General features: G+C 59.7%; 25 protein-coding genes. 11 read left to right on the top strand and 14 right to left on the bottom strand.

What is annotated here, in order from left to right; genetic code table 11:
* The first annotated feature begins 31 nt into the window (after positions 1-31).
* Entirely contained in the window at positions 32-1,204 is a 1,173-nt protein-coding gene (gene algW / locus NJC40_RS11525) for a Do family serine endopeptidase AlgW (protein WP_045487926.1), read from the top strand.
* A 54-nt stretch (positions 1,205-1,258) separates the two neighbouring features.
* Here the strand turns inward: algW and hisC are convergent, their stop codons facing one another.
* From hisC to NJC40_RS11475, 10 genes are all read right to left on the bottom strand, one after another.
* Positions 1,259-2,311, bottom strand: a complete 1,053-nt coding sequence (hisC, locus tag NJC40_RS11520; protein ID WP_045487924.1) for a histidinol-phosphate transaminase — start codon at positions 2,309-2,311, stop codon at positions 1,259-1,261.
* Positions 2,312-2,313: 2 nt separating this feature from the next.
* The gene (gene hisD / locus NJC40_RS11515; protein ID WP_253139318.1) at positions 2,314-3,660 is read right to left on the bottom strand and encodes a histidinol dehydrogenase; all 1,347 of its coding nucleotides are present in this window, start codon (positions 3,658-3,660) and stop codon (positions 2,314-2,316) included.
* Positions 3,661-3,784: 124 nt separating this feature from the next.
* Positions 3,785-4,420 (bottom strand): ATP phosphoribosyltransferase, encoded by a 636-nt coding sequence (hisG, locus tag NJC40_RS11510; RefSeq protein WP_045487919.1) that lies wholly within the window; start codon positions 4,418-4,420, stop codon positions 3,785-3,787.
* Positions 4,421-4,571: 151 nt separating this feature from the next.
* Positions 4,572-5,837: a UDP-N-acetylglucosamine 1-carboxyvinyltransferase gene (gene murA / locus NJC40_RS11505; RefSeq protein WP_045487918.1), complete on the bottom strand. Its 1,266-nt coding sequence runs from the start codon at positions 5,835-5,837 to the stop codon at positions 4,572-4,574.
* Positions 5,838-5,859: 22 nt separating this feature from the next.
* Positions 5,860-6,099, bottom strand: coding sequence for a BolA family protein (locus NJC40_RS11500; RefSeq protein ID WP_045487916.1), 240 nt, complete (start codon positions 6,097-6,099; stop codon positions 5,860-5,862).
* 106 nt (positions 6,100-6,205) lie between these two features.
* On the bottom strand, positions 6,206-6,520 hold the full coding sequence (locus tag NJC40_RS11495; protein WP_045487915.1) for an STAS domain-containing protein: 315 nt from the start codon (positions 6,518-6,520) through the stop codon (positions 6,206-6,208).
* Positions 6,517-7,170 carry an MlaC/ttg2D family ABC transporter substrate-binding protein gene (locus tag NJC40_RS11490; RefSeq protein ID WP_253116312.1) on the bottom strand — a complete coding sequence of 218 codons (654 nt, stop codon included), beginning with the start codon at positions 7,168-7,170 and terminating at the stop codon, positions 6,517-6,519. Before NJC40_RS11490 ends, NJC40_RS11495 begins: the two co-directional genes overlap by 4 nt.
* Before the next feature lie 11 nt (positions 7,171-7,181).
* Positions 7,182-7,649 (bottom strand): outer membrane lipid asymmetry maintenance protein MlaD, encoded by a 468-nt coding sequence (mlaD, locus tag NJC40_RS11485; RefSeq protein WP_045487911.1) that lies wholly within the window; start codon positions 7,647-7,649, stop codon positions 7,182-7,184.
* On the bottom strand, positions 7,649-8,446 hold the full coding sequence (gene mlaE, locus NJC40_RS11480; RefSeq protein ID WP_045487908.1) for a lipid asymmetry maintenance ABC transporter permease subunit MlaE: 798 nt from the start codon (positions 8,444-8,446) through the stop codon (positions 7,649-7,651). Before mlaE ends, mlaD begins: the two co-directional genes overlap by 1 nt.
* Positions 8,446-9,255, bottom strand: a complete 810-nt coding sequence (locus NJC40_RS11475; protein ID WP_045487906.1) for an ATP-binding cassette domain-containing protein — start codon at positions 9,253-9,255, stop codon at positions 8,446-8,448. Before NJC40_RS11475 ends, mlaE begins: the two co-directional genes overlap by 1 nt.
* A gap of 281 nt (positions 9,256-9,536) precedes the next feature.
* On the opposite strand from NJC40_RS11475, the gene NJC40_RS11470 reads away from it, so the two are divergent.
* The 10 genes from NJC40_RS11470 to NJC40_RS11425 all read left to right on the top strand — a co-directional run bounded on the left by NJC40_RS11470 (position 9,537) and on the right by NJC40_RS11425 (position 16,777).
* The gene (locus NJC40_RS11470; protein WP_045487904.1) at positions 9,537-10,511 is read left to right on the top strand and encodes a KpsF/GutQ family sugar-phosphate isomerase; all 975 of its coding nucleotides are present in this window, start codon (positions 9,537-9,539) and stop codon (positions 10,509-10,511) included.
* 14 nt (positions 10,512-10,525) lie between these two features.
* On the top strand, positions 10,526-11,050 hold the full coding sequence (locus NJC40_RS11465) for a KdsC family phosphatase (protein ID WP_045487902.1): 525 nt from the start codon (positions 10,526-10,528) through the stop codon (positions 11,048-11,050).
* Positions 11,051-11,059: 9 nt separating this feature from the next.
* Positions 11,060-11,632 carry an LPS export ABC transporter periplasmic protein LptC gene (gene lptC / locus NJC40_RS11460; protein WP_045487900.1) on the top strand — a complete coding sequence of 191 codons (573 nt, stop codon included), beginning with the start codon at positions 11,060-11,062 and terminating at the stop codon, positions 11,630-11,632.
* Positions 11,619-12,164, top strand: a complete 546-nt coding sequence (gene lptA, locus NJC40_RS11455; protein WP_045487898.1) for a lipopolysaccharide transport periplasmic protein LptA — start codon at positions 11,619-11,621, stop codon at positions 12,162-12,164. The genes lptC and lptA overlap by 14 nt, the downstream gene beginning before the upstream one ends.
* A complete protein-coding gene (lptB, locus tag NJC40_RS11450; RefSeq protein ID WP_045487896.1) occupies positions 12,165-12,890 on the top strand; it encodes an LPS export ABC transporter ATP-binding protein in 726 nt (241 codons plus the stop codon).
* A gap of 345 nt (positions 12,891-13,235) precedes the next feature.
* The gene (locus tag NJC40_RS11445) at positions 13,236-14,729 is read left to right on the top strand and encodes an RNA polymerase factor sigma-54 (RefSeq protein ID WP_253116316.1); all 1,494 of its coding nucleotides are present in this window, start codon (positions 13,236-13,238) and stop codon (positions 14,727-14,729) included.
* Positions 14,730-14,843: 114 nt separating this feature from the next.
* Positions 14,844-15,152: a ribosome hibernation-promoting factor, HPF/YfiA family gene (hpf, locus tag NJC40_RS11440; RefSeq protein WP_045487891.1), complete on the top strand. Its 309-nt coding sequence runs from the start codon at positions 14,844-14,846 to the stop codon at positions 15,150-15,152.
* A 12-nt stretch (positions 15,153-15,164) separates the two neighbouring features.
* A complete protein-coding gene (gene ptsN, locus NJC40_RS11435) occupies positions 15,165-15,629 on the top strand; it encodes a PTS IIA-like nitrogen regulatory protein PtsN (RefSeq protein WP_253139322.1) in 465 nt (154 codons plus the stop codon).
* Positions 15,630-15,631: 2 nt separating this feature from the next.
* The gene (gene rapZ, locus NJC40_RS11430) at positions 15,632-16,489 is read left to right on the top strand and encodes an RNase adapter RapZ (protein ID WP_045487885.1); all 858 of its coding nucleotides are present in this window, start codon (positions 15,632-15,634) and stop codon (positions 16,487-16,489) included.
* 15 nt (positions 16,490-16,504) lie between these two features.
* Entirely contained in the window at positions 16,505-16,777 is a 273-nt protein-coding gene (locus NJC40_RS11425) for an HPr family phosphocarrier protein (RefSeq protein ID WP_045487882.1), read from the top strand.
* Positions 16,778-17,056: 279 nt separating this feature from the next.
* Here NJC40_RS11425 and NJC40_RS11420 read toward each other — a convergent pair whose 3' ends face one another.
* The 4 genes from NJC40_RS11420 to NJC40_RS11405 are packed head-to-tail and all read right to left on the bottom strand — an operon-like array spanning position 17,057 to position 19,921.
* Positions 17,057-17,677 (bottom strand): superoxide dismutase, encoded by a 621-nt coding sequence (locus tag NJC40_RS11420; protein WP_045487879.1) that lies wholly within the window; start codon positions 17,675-17,677, stop codon positions 17,057-17,059.
* 1 nt (position 17,678) lies between these two features.
* The gene (locus NJC40_RS11415) at positions 17,679-18,134 is read right to left on the bottom strand and encodes a DUF2753 family protein (protein ID WP_045487876.1); all 456 of its coding nucleotides are present in this window, start codon (positions 18,132-18,134) and stop codon (positions 17,679-17,681) included.
* Positions 18,135-18,156: 22 nt separating this feature from the next.
* On the bottom strand, positions 18,157-19,533 hold the full coding sequence (locus NJC40_RS11410; RefSeq protein WP_045487873.1) for a class II fumarate hydratase: 1,377 nt from the start codon (positions 19,531-19,533) through the stop codon (positions 18,157-18,159).
* On the bottom strand, positions 19,526-19,921 hold the full coding sequence (locus tag NJC40_RS11405) for a hypothetical protein (RefSeq protein ID WP_045487870.1): 396 nt from the start codon (positions 19,919-19,921) through the stop codon (positions 19,526-19,528). The genes NJC40_RS11410 and NJC40_RS11405 overlap by 8 nt, the downstream gene beginning before the upstream one ends.
* Between the last annotated feature and the right edge of the window lie 79 nt (positions 19,922-20,000).

Genomic DNA, 20,000 nt, shown 5'->3' with positions numbered 1-20,000 from the left:
CTGCGCCTGTCACTCCCAGGATCTTCTCTCAATGCTAAAGGCACTGCGCTATTTTGGCTGGCCATTGCTCGCAGGCGTATTGGTCGCCCTGCTGGTCATCCAGCGTTTTCCTCAATGGGTCGGTTTGCCCAGTCTGGACGTCAATTTGCAACAGGCACCGCAATCCACCCAGATTGTGCAGGGCCCTTCGTCGTATGCCGACGCGGTCAGCGCTGCCGCACCGGCGGTGGTCAACCTGTACAGCACCCGGCTGATCAACAAGTCGGCCAACCCGCTGTTCGAAGACCCGCAATTCAGGCGCTTTTTCGGCGACAACCAGCCCAAACAGAAGCGCATGGAATCGAGCCTGGGGTCTGGCGTGTTGATGAGCCCGGAAGGCTACATCCTCACCAACAACCACGTAACCAGTGGCGCCGATCAGATCATCGTGGCACTCAAGGACGGTCGTGAGACCGTGGCGCGGGTCATCGGCAACGATCCGGAAACCGACCTGGCAGTAGTCAAGATCGATCTTAAAAACCTGCAGGCCATCACCATTGCCCGTTCTGACAACATTCGCATCGGCGACGTTGCACTGGCGATCGGCAACCCGTTCGGCGTCGGCCAGACCGTCACCATGGGCATCATCAGCGCCACCGGGCGCAACCAGTTGGGCCTCAATACCTACGAAGACTTCATTCAGACCGACGCGGCGATCAACCCCGGCAACTCCGGTGGCGCACTGGTTGATGCCAACGGCAACCTGATCGGCATCAACACCGCGATTTTTACCGAGTCACGCGGCTCGCAAGGCATCGGTTTCTCGATCCCGACCAAACTGGCGATCGATGTGATGAAGTCGATCATCGAGCATGGCCAGGTGATCCGCGGCTGGCTGGGCATTGAAGTACAGAACCTGACCGCCGATCTGGTCGAGTCCTATGGCCTCAAAGGCCGTCAGGGCGTGGTGGTATCTGCGGTATTTCGCGACGGCCCGGCGCAAAAGGCCGGCCTGCAACTGGGCGATATCATTCTGAGCATCAATGATGAAGTGGCCACCGACGGACGTCGCGCCATGAATCAGCTGGCCCGCGCTCGACCAAAGGAAAAGATCGCGATCAATGTGCTGCGCAATAACAAGGAACTGCGCCTGACCGCAGAAGTGGGGATTCGTCCACCACCGGCTCCAGCCCCGGCCCACACCCCGGCCGCCAACGCGCAGTAACCCGTGTCGGCCTTGGCCGCGAACCTGCTGGTTCGCGGCCAAGGCCGATGACACTCAGATATCGCTCAGCGCATCCAGCAACGCCTGGTTCTGCTCTGGCGTACCAATAGTGATACGCAGGAACTGGGCAATCCGCTCCTGCTTGAAGTGCCGCACGATAACACCTTGTTCACGCACTTTCGCCGCCAGGCCTGCGGCATCATGCTGCGGGTGACGGGCGAAGATGAAGTTGGCTGCCGAAGGCAGAACTTCAAAGCCCTTGCCCTGCAACTGCTCGACCAAGGCTTCGCGACTGGCAATCACCGCGTTGCGGGTGGTATTGAAATGCGCCTGATCTTCGAACGCCGCAGTGGCGCCCACGATCGCCAGACGATCCAGCGGGTAGGAGTTGAAGCTGTTCTTGACCCGCTCCAGCGCTTCGATCAGATCAGGATGGCCGACCGCCAGGCCGACCCGTAGTCCGGCCAGCGAACGTGACTTGGACAGGGTCTGGGTCACCAGCAGGTTCGGGTAGCGGTCCACCAGGCTGATGGCGGTCTCGCCACCAAAGTCGATGTAGGCTTCGTCCACGACCACAACTGAATCCGGGCTGGCCTTGAGGATTTGCTCAATGGCTTCCAGGGCCAGCAGGCAGCCGGTAGGCGCATTCGGGTTGGGGAAGATGATCCCGCCGTTGGGCCGCGCATAATCGTGCACACGAATCTGGAACTGCTCGTCCAGCGCTACGGTTTCATGGGCAATCCCATACAGGCCGCAGTAAACCGGATAGAAGCTGTAGCTGATGTCCGGGAACAGCAGCGGTTGGTCGTGCTGAAACAGGCCATAGAAAATATGCGCCAGCACTTCGTCGGAGCCGTTACCCAGGAACACCTGATTGGGCTGCACCTTGTAGTAAGCCGCCACTGCTTGCTTGAGCAGGTCGCTGTTAGGGTCCGGATACAGACGCAGGCCATCGCCGAGTTCGGCGCGCATGGCTTCGAGCGCCTTTGGCGACGGGCCGTAAGGGTTTTCGTTGGTGTTGAGCTTGACCAGCTTGCTCAGCTTGGGCTGCTCGCCCGGCACATAAGGCACCAGGCTCTTGACGAAAGGACTCCAGAATTTGCTCATGTTTACTCGCCTTGCTCGCTAAGCCCGGGCTTGAAGCCGGTATCGGTAATACGGTATTCGGCGCTGCGCGCATGACCACTGAGCGATTCGCCACGGGCCAGCACCGAAGCGGTCTTGCCCAGCTCCGAGGCGCCCTGCGGCGAACAGAAGATGATCGACGAACGCTTCTGGAAGTCATAAACCCCCAGCGGCGACGAGAAACGGGCGGTGCCGGAAGTCGGCAACACATGGTTAGGGCCGGCACAGTAGTCACCCAGTGCTTCGCTGGTGTGACGACCCATGAAGATCGCACCGGCGTGGCGGATCTGCGGCAGCCAGGCCTGCGGGTCTTCAACCGACAATTCAAGATGTTCCGGGGCGATGCGGTTGGCCACGTCGATGGCTTGTTGCATATCGGCAACCTTGATCAGCGCACCACGGCCATTGATCGAGGTTTCGATGATGGTGGCACGATCCATGGTCGGCAGCAGCTTCTCGATACTGGCCGCCACTTTGTCGAGGAATTCAGCGTCCGGGCTGACCAGGATGGCCTGAGCGTCTTCATCGTGCTCGGCTTGCGAGAACAGGTCCATGGCGATCCAGTCCGGATCGGTCTGACCGTCGCAGACCACCAGAATCTCGGAGGGGCCGGCGATCATGTCGATGCCGACCTGACCGAATACGTGACGCTTGGCAGTGGCCACATAAATATTGCCGGGGCCGACGATCTTGTCGACTGGCGGTACACTTTCAGTGCCATAGGCCAGCGCCGCCACAGCCTGGGCGCCGCCGATGGTGAACACCCGATCCACACCGGCGATACAGGCAGCCGCCAGTACCAGCTCGTTGATCTCGCCACGCGGGGTCGGCACGACCATGACCACCTCAGCCACTCCGGCCACTTTGGCCGGGATCGCGTTCATCAGGACCGATGAGGGGTAGGACGCCTTGCCGCCTGGCACATACAAACCGGCACGATCCAGCGGCGTGACCTTCTGGCCCAGCACCGTGCCGTCGGCTTCGGTGTAGCTCCAGGAGTCCTGCTTCTGCTTTTCGTGATAGCTACGCACCCGCTCGGCAGCCACTTCCAGCGCCTGGCGCTGAGCAGGCGTGATACGGGTCAGGGCCAGTTCCAGACGCTCGCGGGGCAGAATCAGGTCGGCCATTGAGCTGGCTTGCAGGGCGTCGAAGCGCTGGGTGAACTCGACCAGCGCGGCGTCACCACGCTCACGCACGGCCTTGATGATATCCAGCACGCGCTGATTGACCGATTCGTCAGACACGCTTTCCCAGCTCAGCAGATGATCCAGATGTCGGGCGAAATCCGCATCGGCAGCATCGAGTCGGCGTATTGCAGTGGACGTGGTCATAGCGAGGGCCTCTGTTATTGGCGGATGCTCAGGTGCCATAAGCTACCAAGCTATCCGCGCTGGCACCTGAGAAATCTGGCTATGACACGGATAGCTGGACGCGATGCAATATCGCGTGATCAGGTCAGCCGTGGTGTCGCGACTCGACAGCCTTGCGCAGGGTGTCGATCAGCGACTGGATGCGGGCGTGTTGCATCTTCATCGACGCTTTGTTGACTACCAGACGCGAGCTGATGGTCGCGATCATTTCCTGAGGCTCAAGACCGTTGGCACGCAGGGTGTTGCCCGTGTCGACAACGTCGATGATCTTGTCGGCCAGGCCGATCAGCGGAGCCAGCTCCATGGAGCCATACAGCTTGATGATGTCGACCTGACGACCCTGTTCGGCGTAGTAGCGCTTGGCGACGTTGACGAACTTGGTCGCCACCCGCAGCCGCCCCTTGGGCTCTGGAGCACCTACCGCGCCAGCGGTCATCAGCTTGCAACGGGCAATGTTCAGGTCCAGGGGCTCGTACAGACCCTGGCCGCCGTATTCCATCAACACATCCTTGCCGGCGACGCCCAGGTCTGCCGCGCCATGCTCGACATAGGTCGGCACATCGGTGGCACGCACGATCAGCAGACGAACATCGTCCTGGGTCGTGGGAATGATGAGCTTGCGGCTCTTGTCCGGATTCTCGGTCGGCACAATGCCCGCCTCAGCGAGAAGCGGCAGGGTGTCGTCAAGGATACGGCCCTTGGACAGTGCGATGGTCAGCATGGGAAAAATCGGGTCCTTATCAGGAAGCTCATGCCCTGGCGGCAAGCCCCAGAGCTTACCCGATACACGCCGTCAGTGCGCAACCGGGTAATGGAAATCTCGCAGTCGTCAAACCACGGCCCCGATGGTTGAGACATCGGGGCCGTGCAGGTCAGCCCGGTACGCGACGAATTTTCGCGCCCAGCAACTGCAGCTTCTCTTCGATGCACTCGTAACCACGGTCGATGTGGTAGATACGGTCGATCAGCGTGTCACCTTCGGCAACCAGCGCCGAGATCACCAGGCTGGCCGAAGCACGCAGGTCGGTGGCCATGACCGGAGCGCCCTTGAGCACTTCGGTGCCGGTGACGATCGCGGTGTTGCCTTCGACCTGGATCTGCGCGCCCATGCGGTGCATTTCGTAAACGTGCATGAAGCGGTTTTCGAAGATCGTCTCGATCACTGCGCCAGTGCCTTCGGCAACGGCATTGAGGGAGATGAACTGGGCCTGCATGTCGGTCGGAAACGCCGGATACGGCGCGGTGCGCACATTGACCGCTTTAGGACGGCGACCATGCATGTTCAGCTCGATCCAGTCGTCACCCGTGGTCACTTCGGCGCCCGCTTCCTGCAGCTTGAGCAGGACCGCTTCGAGGATGGTCGGATCAGTGTCCTTGACCTTGACCCGGCCACCGGTGATTGCCGCAGCCACCAGGTACGTACCGGTCTCGATACGGTCCGGCATGACCTTGTAGGTGGCCGAATGCAGACGTTCGACACCGTCAATGGTAATGGTGTCGGTACCGGCACCCTGAATGTTGGCACCCATGGCGATCAGGAAGTTCGCCAGGTCGACGACTTCAGGCTCACGGGCTGCGTTCTGCAGCACAGTGCGGCCCTTGGCCAGACTGGCGGCCATCATGATGTTCTCGGTACCGGTCACACTGACGGTATCGAAGAAGAAATGTGCGCCACGCAGGCCGCCTTCGGGGGCGCGAGCCTTGATGTAACCGCCTTCGACGTCAATGATCGCGCCCATGGCTTCCAGGCCGCGGATGTGCAGGTCAACCGGACGCGAACCAATGGCGCAGCCGCCCGGCAAGGCCACTTCAGCTTCACCGAAGCGGGCGACCATCGGGCCGAGCACCAGGATCGAGGCGCGCATGGTCTTGACCAGCTCATACGGCGCGACCAGGGTCTTGATGGTGCGCGGGTCGATCTCGACGCTGAGCTTCTCGTCGATCACCGGCTCAATACCCATGCGACCGAACAGCTCGATCATGGTGGTGATGTCGTGCAGATGCGGCAGGTTCTGGACCGTAACAGGCCCATCGGCGAGCAGGGTTGCAGAAAGAATCGGCAACGCCGAGTTCTTGGCCCCGGAAATACGAATTTCGCCGTCCAGACGGACGCCGCCGGTAATAATCAATTTATCCATTGCAATCTCGACACCGGTAGGGTCAGGCGCGCTCGGCCCAGGCCGCGCTGCTGAAAAATTTCATCGTAACCGCATGGATGCTGCCATCAGCGATCCAGGGATTGAGATGGGAGTAGATCTGTTGCTGACGCTTGACAGGACTCAGGGCAGCCAACTCATCACTGATGACATTGAGCTGGAAGTTGCAGCCTTCGCCTTCGACTTCCACTTTGATTCCGGGCAATTTTGCTTCAAGGAAGCTTTTTACTTCGACAGCCTGCATGCTTAACCTCGATCGGCGCTCTGTGCGCGCGGGTCGGCCATGATACAAAAAAGCCCATGCTATGCGAACCCCGCCCGGGGTTTACGCAGACAGGGGGCTGTAAAGGTCATGCGGGAGAATGATTGTCAAACAGCGCACTGGCGCCCGATACCTCGGCGATCTTGCGCATGTCCGCTGGCATGGAGTGAACGCTGACCGATTTGCCTGCACTTTGCGCATCACGCATGAAACCCAACAGCAGCGCCAGGCCGACGCTGCTGGAGTGGCTGACACCTGAACAATCAATGACCAGTGTCGGCAGGCTGCTGGAACGGATTAGCGCCGCGCCCTGCTTGCGCAACTGCGGACCGGTGCTGTAGTCGAGCACACCGACCAGACGCAGCTCGCCGGCGCCGACAAGACGCACCGCCGACTCGGTCATTGCGCCGCCTTCTGCGAAGCTTCGTCGGTGACTTCCTTGGCCTTGGCCACTTCACCGGCCCAGCCATCGATAGTCTTGTCCAGATTATTGCCATTGCGCTGCATGGCATCGGCGAACTGGTCACGGAACAGCTTGCCGATGTTGATGCCGTTGATGATCACGTTGCGCACTTTCCATTCACCATTGATCTTCTCAAGGGTGTAGGAAACCGGATAGACCGCGCCGTTGTTGCCCTTGACCTGCATATCGACGCTGGTGCGCTCGCCACTCTCATCCTTGGCCGGCGCTACGGTGATGCCCTGGTTGTTGTACTCCAGCAATGCGTTGCCATAGAACTGCATCAGGCTGCGCTTGAAGTTCTCCTGGAAGCGTTGCATCTGCGCAGGCGTGGCCTGGCGCGAATACTTGACGGTCATGATGCTGCGTGAAATGCCATCGGCATCCACCACCGGCCCGACAATGCGGTTGAGCGCATCATAGAAAGCACTGGGGTTGGCCTTGTACTGCTCCTTGTTGGCCGACAGGTCGCCCAGCAACTGATCCGTAGTGCCTTTGATCAGGTCGTGCGCAGAGGGCGCAGCCGCTGCATTGGCCAGCATTGGCAATGCTGCCAACAGGACCAGCAGACCGCGACGCAAAATAGAGATCATGGAAAAGCTCCTCATTTGGCTTCTTTACTCACGGTGTTGAGCAGAAATTTACCGATCAGGTCTTCGAGCACCAACGACGACTGGGTGTCGTGGATCGTACCGCCATCCTTGAGCAGGGCCTCGTCCCCTCCCACACTCAGACCGATGTATTTCTCACCCAACAGGCCCGCAGTCAGAATCGATGCCGTGGAATCGGTCGGCAGGTTATCCACCGACTTCTGGATTTCCAGCGTCACGCGCCCGGTGAAGGTATCGCGATCCAGATCGATCGCCGTCACCCGGCCCACCGTGACACCGGCCATGCTTACCTTGGCTCTGACAGTCAAACCGGCAATATTGTCGAAGTAAGCGTAAAGTTTATAGGTGTCGCTGGTCGCACTGGCGCTCAGACCACTGACCCGCAGGGCCAGCAGGAGCAAGGCCAGGATGCCGGCCAGGAGGAACAGTCCGACACCGGTTTCGATGGCGCGGTTTTGCATCAGAAATCTCCAAACATCAAGGCGGTCAGAATAAAGTCCAGGCCCAGCACCGCCAGTGAGGCGTAGACCACGGTACGGGTCGTGGCACGACTGATCCCTTCGGAAGTAGGATCGCAATCGTAACCCTGAAAAACCGCGATCCATGTCACTACCAAGGCAAATACGACGCTTTTGATCAGGCCATTGAGCACATCGTCAGTGAAAGAAACACTGTTCTGCATATTGGACCAGAAAGAACCTTCATAGACTCCCAGCCAGTCGATGGCGACCCAGGAGCCGCCCCAGATACCCACCACACTGAAGATCATGGTCAGCACCGGCAATGAAATAAAGCCGGCCCACAGTCGCGGGGCAACGATGTACTTGAGCGGGTCGACACCGATCATTTCCAGGCTCGACAGTTGCTCGGTGGATTTCATATTGCCGATCTCGGCAGTCAGCGCCGAGCCGGCCCGACCGGCAAACAGCAGCGCCGCCACGACCGGCGCCAGCTCACGCAACAGGGTAAGGGCAACCATTTGCCCGACCGCCTGTTCGGAACCGTACTTGGTCAGGATGCTGAAGCCTTGCAGCGCCAGCACCATACCGATGAACGCGCCCGAGACGACGATGATGACCAGCGACATCACCCCGACCGAGTACAGTTGCTTGACCAGCAATTGAAAACCGCCGCCGATACCGCCGCGCCCCAGCAAGGCATTGAACAGAAAGATGCCGGAACGCCCCAGCACGGTGATGACGTCGATGGCTGCGCGCCCAAGCAGGCGCACACGCTCGATGATTGATTTGTTGCGCATCAGCGCGTCCCCAAAAGATCGTCGCGAAAATCCGCTGCCGGATAATGAAAAGGCACAGGACCGTCCGGCTCGCCCGTCATGAATTGACGGATGCGCGGGTTGTCCGACGCCAGCAGCTCCTGCGGCGTACCTTGCCCCAGCACCTGGCCGTCACCCACTACATAGATGTAGTCGGCGATACTGGCGGTTTCGGTCAGATCATGGGAAACCACGATACTGGTGATGCCCAACGCATCGTTGAGCAGGCGAATCAGGCGAACCAGAACCCCCATGGCGATGGGATCCTGACCGACGAACGGTTCGTCATACATGAGAATCTGCGGATCGAGGGCAATCGCCCGGGCCAGCGCGACCCGACGCTTCATGCCGCCGGACAGCTCATCGGGCATCAGCTCGACAGCGCCGCGCAGCCCCACCGCCTGCAGTTTGAGCAGTACGATGTCGCGAATCATGTCGTCTGGCAGCTCGGTGTGGACACGCAGAGGAAACGCGACGTTCTCGAACACATCAAGGTCGGTAAACAGCGCGCCACTCTGGAACAGCACCCCCATGCGCTTGCGCGCATCGAACAGATCGCCGCGCGACAGCTGCGGCAGGTTCTGGCCGTTGACCCACACTTCGCCTGCGTCAGGGCGCAACTGCGCGCCCATCAGGCGCAGCAAGGTGGTTTTGCCACAACCGGAAGGCCCCATGATGCCGGTGACCTTGCCTTTGGGAATACGAATATCAACATTGTTGAAAATGCTGCGGGCACCGCGCTTGAAGGTGACACCCTTCAATTCGACCGCGTACGCGTCATCGGCACTCATCTGAACTCCTTGCAATACGGCCACACCTGCCGAGCCTGCTCCGCACCGGGAGCGTCGATACTGGCGGGCCGGACAAGCCGCGAACTATACCACCGCTGCTGCGTGCCACCCAAGTACGGAACCGACGTCCACCGCCTGTACTCACATGCCGTTACAACACTTAAGACACTGAGTCGCTTGAGCCGACTCATCGTTAAAGAATGACTGCGACGATCAGAGCGTGAGCCGGATCGACAATACCGCTATAATCGCCGCCTTTTCCCAGGCTGACCGATCCAGACATGAGCCAATCCAGCGACCTTATCCAATCCGCACAGCGCACCATCCGTCTCGAAATAGACGCGATCGACAGTCTCCTGGGACACATCGACGCCGATTTCGTGCGCGCCTGCGAGCTGATTCTGGCCAGCAAGGGCCGGGTTGTGGTGGTCGGCATGGGCAAGTCCGGACACATTGGCAACAAGATCGCGGCGACCCTGGCCAGCACCGGCACCCCGGCGTTTTTCGTCCACCCGGCCGAAGCCAGCCACGGCGACATGGGCATGATCACTCGTGACGATATCATTCTCGCCCTGTCCAACTCTGGAACGACTCACGAGATCGTGACCCTGCTGCCGCTGATCAAGCGCCTGGGCATCACTATGATCAGCCTGACTGGCAACCCTGAGTCGACGCTGGCGAAGACCGCCGACGTCAATCTCAATGCGCATGTCGCCCAAGAGGCCTGCCCGCTCAACCTGGCGCCGACCTCCTCGACCACGGCGGCACTGGTGATGGGCGATGCGCTGGCCGTTGCACTGCTGGAGGCCCGTGGCTTTACCGCCGAAGACTTCGCCTTTTCGCATCCGGGCGGTGCGCTGGGGCGGCGCCTGCTGCTCAAGGTCGAACACGTGATGCACAGCGGCGACACCCTGCCCAAAGTGGCGCGCGGCACCTCGTTGCGCGATGCCCTGCTGGAAATGACCCGCAAAGGCCTGGGCATGACCGCGATCGTCGAAGCCGATGGCAAACTGGCCGGGATTTTCACCGACGGTGACCTGCGCCGCACCCTGGATCGTGCCACCGACATTCGCGAGGCGATCATCGACGAGGTCATGACCGTACACGGCAAGACCGTACGCGGCGAAATGCTCGCCGCAGAAGCGCTGAAGATCATGGAAGACCACAAGATCAACGCACTGATCGTGGTCGATGGGCAAGACCACCCGGTGGGTGCCTTCAACCTGCAGGACCTGGTCCGTGCGGGGGTGATGTAATGGAGAACAACGCAATGACCGAGCAACTGCTGCAGCGTGGCAAAGGCATCAAGTTAGCCATTTTCGATGTGGACGGTGTCCTCACTGACGGGCGCCTCTACTTCCTGGAAGACGGCAGCGAATTCAAGACCTTCAACACCCTCGACGGCCAGGGCATCAAGATGCTCATCGCCTCAGGCGTTACAACGGCTATCATTAGCGGGCGCAAGACCCCGGTGGTCGAGCGCAGGGCAAAGAATCTGGGCATTGCCCACCTGTATCAGGGCCGCGAAGACAAACTGGTGGTGCTTGATCAACTGCTCGCTGAACTGAACCTGAGTTACGAACAGGTCGCCTATCTGGGTGATGATCTTCCAGACTTGCCGGTGATTCGCCGCGTAGGGCTGGGTATGGCTGTGGCCAATGCCGCCACTTTCGTGCGTCAGCACGCCCATGGCGTGACCCGAGCACGCGGTGGCGAAGGCGCAGCCCGCGAGTTCTGCGAGCTTATTCTTGAAGCGCAGAACAACCTTGAAGCGGCCCATGCCGCCTATCTGTAGACACCACTTATGCTCAGCAAGAAGATTCGTACTTTCCTGATCCTTGGCGTGCTGGCGTTGCTGCTGGCCGCCGTCGGCTACTGGAACGTCAGTCCGGAAAGCTTCATGGACCAGCCGGCCGTGAAGGCCGACGAGACTGCCATCGACTACTACGCGATCAATGCGCGCAGCGTACAGTACCTGCCCGACGGCAAGGTGCAGTACGAGATGACCGCCGACAAGGTCGAGCACGTCAAGGCCAGCGATGTCACCCTGCTGACCCGCCCGGACCTGAACATGTACCGTGGCACGGCCTTTCCATGGCACGTGCAGAGCGCCCGCGGCGAAGTATCGCCCGGTGGCGAGCAGGTCGAACTGATCGACAACGTTCGCGTTGCACGCACCGATGAAAAGCAGCGCGCGACCATCATTACCAGCAGTCGAATGACTGTATTCCCACAGAAGCAATATGCGCAGACCGAGCAAGCCGTTAGAATCGACGCCGGCGGCGGTGTCAGCACGGCTGTAGGGATGAAAGCATATTTGAAAGACGGCAGGATGGACCTGCTGTCCAAAGTAAGAGGACAGTATGAGGCTCGTTAAAACCCTTCCTTTCTTGCTCGGCCTGAGCGCAGCACTGGGAAGCGCGAGCGCCTGGTCCCTGCCAACTGACCGTGATCAGCCGATCCACATTCAGTCCGATGACGCGCAGCTGGACGACAAAAAAGGCATCGCCACCTACAAGGGCAATGTCATCATCACCCAGGGCTCGATGAAGATCACCGGCAACACCGTGACCATCACCCGTAACGCCCAGGGTGAAGTCGACGTGTTCACCTCGGTCGGCAACCTGGCCTACTACGAGCAGAAGCCTTCGGTGGACAAACCCATCGTCCAGGCCTATGCAGTGACCATCCAGTACTACGCAGCACAGGATCGCATCGTGCTGATCGACAAGGCCAAGGTCATCAACGACGGCAACACGTCAGAAGGCGAGAAGATCGTCTATGACACCGTGCGCCAGGTCGTCAGTGCCGGCCGCGCTACCGGCAGCCAGGTCACTGCGCCACGTCCGCGCATCGACATGGTCATCCAGCCGAAAAAGAAACCCGAACAGCAGCAGAAGGCCCAGTAAATGGCGACGCTTAAAGCCCAGCATCTGGCCAAGAGCTACAAGAGCCGCCAGGTCGTACGCGATGTCAGCCTGTCCATTGACAGCGGACAGATCGTCGGCCTGCTGGGCCCTAACGGCGCCGGCAAGACCACCTGCTTCTACATGATCGTCGGCCTGGTCCAGGCCGATCAGGGGCGAGTGCTGATCGATGACCTCGATGTCAGCCACCAACCCATGCATGGTCGCGCACGCGCCGGCATCGGTTATCTGCCACAGGAAGCCTCGATCTTCCGCAAGCTGACCGTGGCCGACAACATCATGGCGATCCTGGAAACCCGCAAGGAACTGGACGCCGCCGCACGCCGCGCCGAACTGGAAAGCCTGCTGCAGGAATTCCATATCACCCATATCCGCGACAGCCTCGGCATGAGCCTCTCCGGCGGCGAGCGTCGCCGCGTAGAGATCGCCCGCGCGCTGGCCACGGCCCCCAAGTTCATCCTGCTCGACGAGCCTTTCGCCGGGGTAGACCCGATTTCCGTGGGTGATATCAAGCAGATCATTCACCACCTCAAAGCCAAGGGCATCGGCGTACTGATCACCGATCACAACGTGCGCGAGACCCTGGACATCTGCGAGACCGCCTACATCGTCAACGACGGCCAGTTGATTGCCGAAGGCGATGCAGAAACCATCCTGGCCAACCAGCTGGTGAAAGAGGTGTACCTGGGCCACGAGTTCCGTTTGTAGACCTCCCTTGGTTACACACTGGCTGTTGACAACAGATTATTTGTCCTGATGCTCTAGGCAAGCCTTTAGAATTCAGGCATATAACTTGCTTAATAAAGGCGGCATCGATCAGAGGCCGTGAGAAAGCGTAGCGAGCGCAGCCAAGGCAAGACGAAAGCACTCGAAAGTCACGGTTTTTCCCAAGCCAATCAGCTACGGGTAAATGCGTGTTTTCGAGCCCGCTCTCCAGGTCCGATGACTGCATCCGAGGCTGGCAACCTGCCGACACTTTCCCACGACAGCTACCGATGCCCTGTAGTGGATGGCGCTCCCCGCGCCGGCGAATGAAGGTGTTGAGCAACTGCCATGAAACCATCGCTAGTCTTGAGAATGGGCCAGCAGCTGACGATGACACCGCAGCTGCAACAGGCTATCCGCTTGCTTCAGCTATCGACTCTGGACCTGCAGCAGGAAATCCAGGAAGCGCTGGAATCCAACCCCATGCTGGAGCGCCAGGAAGAAGGCGACGACTTCGATAATTCCGACCCGATGGCGGACAATATCGAAAACAAGCCGGCCAGCGAACAGCCGGAGCCAAGCTTCCAGGAAACCGCCACGACCGTGGACAACCTTGAAGAAGGCGACTGGAACGAGCGTATTCCCAACGAGCTGCCGGTCGACACGGCGTGGGAAGACATCTACCAGACCAGCGCCAGCAGCCTGCCCGGCAGTGATGATGACGAGTGGGACTTCACAACCCGCACATCGGCCGGTGAAAGCCTGCAGAGCCACTTGCTATGGCAGCTCAATGTCGCGCCGATGTCCGATACCGATCGCCTGATCGCCGTCACCCTGATCGACTGCATCAATGGCCAGGGTTACCTGGAAGAGCCTCTGGAAGAACTTCTGGAAGCCTTCGATCCTGAACTGGACATCGAACTCGACGAGATCGAAGCCGTCCTGCACCGTATCCAGCAGTTCGAACCGGCCGGTGTCGGTGCGCGCACCCTCAGCGAATGCCTGCTCCTGCAATTGCGCCAGCTCCCGGCCAAAAGCCCTTGGCTGGCTGAAGCGCAGCGCTTGGTCAGCGACTACATCGACTTGTTGGGCAGCCGCGACTACTCGCAACTGATGCGGCGCATGAAACTCAAGGAAGATGAGCTGCGCCAGGTCATCGAGCTGGTGCAAAGCCTCAATCCGCGCCCGGGTTCGCAAATCGAATCCAGCGAGCCGGAATATGTGGTGCCGGACGTCATCGTGCGCAAGGACACCGACCGCTGGCTGGTGGAGCTGAACCAGGAAGCGGTGCCGCGCCTGCGCGTCAACCCGCAATATGCCGGTTTCGTGCGCCGTGCCGATACCAGCGCCGACAACACCTTCATGCGTAACCAGTTGCAGGAAGCACGCTGGTTCATCAAGAGCCTGCAAAGCCGCAACGAGACCCTGATGAAGGTGGCCACCCAGATCGTCGAGCACCAGCGCGGCTTTCTCGAATACGGCGATGAGGCCATGAAGCCGTTGGTGCTGCACGATATTGCCGAAGCGGTTGGCATGCACGAGTCGACCATTTCCCGGGTCACCACCCAGAAATTCATGCATACCCCGCGTGGCATCTACGAGTTGAAGTACTTCTTCTCCAGCCATGTCAGCACTTCCGAAGGCGGTGAATGCTCCTCCACAGCCATCCGCGCAATCATCAAGAAACTGGTTGCTGCGGAAAATCAGAAAAAGCCATTGAGTGATAGCAAGATCGCTGGTTTACTGGAAGCACAAGGCATTCAGGTCGCCCGTCGCACCGTCGCCAAGTACCGCGAATCGCTGGGCATTGCGCCATCGAGCGAACGCAAGCGGCTGATGTGACTGACCGGCTACCGGGCACGACCTCGTTTGGGGTCGATGCCGGGTGAGCGCCACAGCGTTCCAGAGGCAGGTAGTCGACCTGCCCCTTTATGCACAGGCAAAGGAGAAAGCTGTATGCAAGTCAATATCAGTGGACATCAACTGGAAGTGACCAAGCCCCTGCGCGAATATGTGGAGCTCAAACTCAAAAAACTCGAAGGACATTTCGACAAGATCACCAATGTCCAGGTCACCATGACCGTCGAGAAACTGAAACAGAAAATCGAAGCCACCATGCACATCCATGGCGGTGAGGTCGTGGCCAACGCCGAGCATGACGACATGTATGCCGCCATCGACCTGCTCACCGACAAGCTCGACAGACAATTGCTCAAGCATAAGGAAAAGCAGCAAAGCATCCTCAAAGGTGCGACCGCTCGCTAACACACCCAATCCATGATCCGACTTGAAGACATCCTGACCCCCGGCCGTTCCCAGGTTAACGTGCCGGGGGGCAGTAAAAAACGCGTACTCGAACAGATTGCCAACCTGATTGGCCGCGAAGTACCTACGCTGGATACTCAAACCGTATTCGAGAGTCTGGTCGCCCGCGAAAAGCTCGGATCGACCGGCTTTGGCAACGGCATTGCCATTCCTCACTGCCGCCTCGCCGCCTGCAGCGCGCCGGTGAGCGCTGTCCTGCACCTGGAAGCACCGGTTGATTTTGACGCCATCGATGGCGCACCGGTCGATCTGCTGTTCGTGTTGCTGGTTCCCGAAGCTGCCACCGATGAACATCTGGAGCTGTTACGCCAGATCGCCAGCATGCTCGACCGCGCCGAAGTGCGTGAGCGCCTGCGCGCGGCAAACAGCGGTGAGGCGCTTCATCAAGCCGTGCTGGATGAACTGAAAGGCCGGTGAGCATGCGCATGATCATCGTCAGTGGCCGCTCCGGTTCGGGCAAGAGCACCGCGCTCGACATGCTCGAAGACAACGGTTTCTACTGCGTCGACAATCTGCCGGCAGGCTTGCTGCCTGAACTGGCCGAACGCGCGTTGCTCAATACCGAACAAAGCGAGCCGCTGTTGGCTGTGTCCATCGACGCCCGCAACATGCCCAGCCACCTCACCCGCTTCCCGCAGATCCTCGATGAGGTACGCGCTCGGCACATCCACTGTGATGTGCTGTATCTGGACGCCGACGACGCTACCCTGCTCAAACGTTTCTCGGAAACCCGGCGACGCCATCCGCTGAGCAACTCGCAGCGCTCGCTGGCCGAAGCCATACGTGACGAAAGCGTACTGCTGGGGCCGATCATTGATCTGGCCGACCTGAAGATCAACACCACACACCTGAACCTCTATCAGTTGCGTGACACCATCAAGCTGCGCCTGCTGAACAAGCCCGAGCCCGGTACGGCTTTCCTGATCGAGTCGTTCGGCTTCAAGCGTGGCATGCCGGTGGACGCCGATCTGGTGTTCGACGTGCGCTGCCTGCCCAACCCCTACTGGAAGCCGGAGCTACGCGAGCATTCGGGGCTTGATCCGGTGGTAGCCGAATACCTCGCGGCCCAGCCCGATGTGGAAGAAATGTTTCAGGACATCTTCGCCCACCTCAACAAGTGGCTGCCGCGGTTTGCCGCCAGTAACCGCTCCTACGTGACCGTCGCCATCGGCTGCACCGGCGGGCATCACCGTTCGGTCTATCTGACAGAACGCCTGGGCCAGGTCCTGCAACAATCACTCAAGAACGTTCAGGTTCGTCACCGCGACCTCAGTTGAAGGACTTCCACAGCGATGCCCGCTCGTCAAATCACCATTATCAACAAACTGGGCCTGCATGCCCGCGCTGCTGCCAAGTTCGTCGGCGTCGCCGGCAAGTTCCCCTGCCAGATCCGGGTTGGCCGCACCCCAGAGAGCATGGTCGACGGCAAGAGCATCATGGCCGTCATGATGCTGGCCGCCGGCAAGGGCACCGAAATTCACCTGCTCACCGAGGGCGAGCAGGAAGATCAGGCACTCGAAGGGCTGGTAGCGCTGATCAACAATTATTTTGATGAAGGCGAATAATCTGCCGCATGACAAAGCCGGACACAAAAACGGGGCGCCATAAGCGCCCCGTTTTTATTGTCTGCAAGACCGCCACCACCACAGCCACCCTGTCCTGGCACAGGGCGCCTGAGGCTTTATGCCAGGGACAGACGTGTCACCCAGTCCAGTGCCTGGACTGTCAGCAAGGCAATCCCTCCCAGAAGCAGCAGGCTTCCGAAGGCCAGACGAAACAGGCGAACACGATTGGTAACCGACATTTCCAGACTCATGACGTGCCTTGAGGACTCAAAGGGTTGATCAGGCCAGCGCAGCAGCGTAACGGCGCGCCACTTCAGCCCAGTTGATGACGTTGTAGAAGGCAGCGATGTACTCCGGCCGCTTGTTCTGATACTTCAGGTAGTAAGCGTGCTCCCAGACATCCAGGCCAAGAATCGGCGTATTGCCGTGCATCAACGGGCTGTCCTGGTTGCCGCTGTGCTCGACCACCAGCTTTTTCTCCGGGGTAACGCTCAGCCACGCCCAGCCACTGCCGAACTGGACAGTAGCAGCCTTGGTGAAAGCCTCTTTGAACGCTGCAAAGCCGCCCAGTTGCGCATCGATGGCACTGGCCAGCTCGCCTTTGGGCTCGCGATCACCTTCAGGACTCATCACGGTCCAGAACAGCGAGTGGTTGGCGTGGCCACCGCCATGGTTCTTGACCACCGGGCGCAGAGCCTCTGGCAGACTGGCGATCTTGCGCACCAGGTCCTCGACGCTCAGTTCTTTGTACTGGGCGTATTCAGGCTGCTCCAGGGCCGCGTTGATGTTGTTGATGTAGGTCTGATGGTGTTTGGTGTGGTGGATTTCCATGGTTTGCGCATCGACGTGCGGTTCCAGCGCATCGTAGGCGTAAGGCAAGGCAGGCAGGCTATAGGTCATTTCAATGGACTCCTTGGTATTGGCCAGTGGCTGAATGGTGATGCAGCGACGAACGGCTGTGCTCGCCGGCGCTGTTCAGCAATCTGTTGGTGCGCGGGTACTCGCCATGTTCGCTGATGAAGCTCAACAGCTCGGCGTAGGTCTTGTTGCTATGGCGCAGCGCCGCCTGGCGCAGCGTCTCGGGCAGACGCGAATCCTGAATGGCCTGTAACAACCGTTGATGCACCGCGCAAAGGTACTCGGCACTTTCTTCAGGCTGCCCCAGGCTCAAGTGTAGATCGGCCAGATTGTGGTGCGAGATGACGTAGGCGGCGACCGCTTCGTCGGGGTCGGCCCAGCGCTCGAACAGCACCTGGGCCAGCGCCAGGGCCTGGAGGTATAACTCACGAGCTTCAACCCACTCGCCGAGATTGAAACAGCGATTGGCTTGTTCGATGATGCGTTTCCAATGCTGCATGGTCTACCTCCAGAGCGCCGGCTCAGATACCGCCAGCGGTGAGTTTTTCAGGGTTGAGCAACACTTCCAGCTGGCTGCGTTGCAGGTCGGTATGTTCCAGCGCGACATCGATGATCGGCCGGCCTTGTTGATACGCCTTCTTGGCGATTTCAGCGGCTTTCTGATAACCAATGATCGGGTTCAACGCGGTCACCAGAATCGGATTGCGCGACAGCGCTTCCTGCAGTTTTTCCTGATTGACCTTGAAACTGGCGATGGCCTTGTCGGCCAACAGGCGGCTGGAGTTGGCCAATAGCTCAATGCTGCTGAGCAGATTCGAAGCCACGATCGGCAGCATTACGTTAAGTTCGAAGTTGCCTGACTGGCCCGCTACGGTGATGGCTGCATCGTTGCCGATGACCTGAGCAGCCACCATGGCGGTCGCTTCAGGAATCACTGGGTTGACCTTGCCCGGCATGATCGACGAACCGGGCTGCAAGGCTTGCAGTTCGATTTCACCCAGGCCCGCCAGTGGGCCGGAATTCATCCAGCGCAGGTCGTTGGCGATTTTCATCAGCGACACGGCAGTGGCCTTGAGCTGGCCCGACACGGCCACGGCCGTGTCTTGCGAGCCGATCAGGGCAAACAGGTCCTTGCCCGGCGTAAAGCTCACGCCACTCAGTGCACTGAGGTGGGCGTTGAACCGCTTGGCAAACTCCGGATGGGCGTTGATACCGGTGCCCACCGCCGTGCCGCCCTGAGCCAGTGACTGCAGGGCCGGTTGCAACGCCTGCAAGTGCTCGACATTGGCGCGCACTTGCTGGGCCCAACCGTTGAGCACTTGGCTCATGCGCACTGGCATGGCGTCCATCAGGTGAGTACGGCCGGTCTTGACGTACTGATGCACCTGACCGGCCTTGTGTTCGGTCACTTGCAGCAGGTGATTGAGCGCTGGCAGCAGATGCTCATGCAGCGCCAGTGCAGCACTGACGTGGATCGTGGTGGGGATAATGTCGTTGCTGCTCTGGCCACAGTTGACGTGATCGTTGGCATTGACCGTGTCGCCCAGGATGCGCGTTGCCAGAGTAGCGATCACTTCGTTGGCGTTCATGTTGGAACTGGTGCCCGAGCCGGTCTGGAATATGTCCACCGGGAAATGCACCATGAAATCGCCGCCCAGCAGATCATTGACGGCCTGAACAATCGCCTTGCTCTGCCCTTCGCTGATCTGTTCAAGCTCCAGGTTGGCCTTGGCAGCAGCGGCCTTGGCCAGCAGCAAGGCGCGGATGAACTGCTTGGGCATGCGCTGCTGGCTGATCGGAAAGTTGTCTACCGCACGCTGGGTCTGAGCGCCGTACAGGGCCTCGGCCGGGACCTGCAGTTCACCCATGCTGTCGCGTTCGATACGGGTATTACTCATCGGAATATCCTTGCACCAGTTCAGTCAGAGAAATTGACGGTTGCAGCACACAGGTCGCCAGCTCATGCACACAGGCATCCCACTGGTGACGCTGTGTCTGGGTTGCAGCCAACAGTTTGAGATCGCGCAACGGCCGCCAGGCCTGGTCCAGGCACAGGCAGCGCCAATGCCACGGCAGTACGGTGTCACGGGCGGTGTCCAGCAACAGCCGGAACGTGGATTGCGCGACCAGCGCTTTGGGGGTGGCGGTAAAGCGCGCCAGATAGCGCCCTTCAGCGAGGTAATGCTCGATCAGGCGCGGCTCGTCAGGATCAAACGCACAACGAATCCGCAGACCCAGCTCACGCCAGTTCTCCAGATAAGGTAGTTCATGCAGCACTGATCCCATGACCCATCATCCAGCCAAGAAATGATAGTCATTATTGAATGAGATTAAGAATCAAGACAACCCCCCCTGAGTGCGCCAT

Source organism: Pseudomonas sp. 21LCFQ02, from assembly GCF_024129895.2.
Lineage (GTDB): Bacteria > Pseudomonadota > Gammaproteobacteria > Pseudomonadales > Pseudomonadaceae > Aquipseudomonas.
This window is presented reverse-complemented; position numbering and strand designations above follow the sequence as displayed.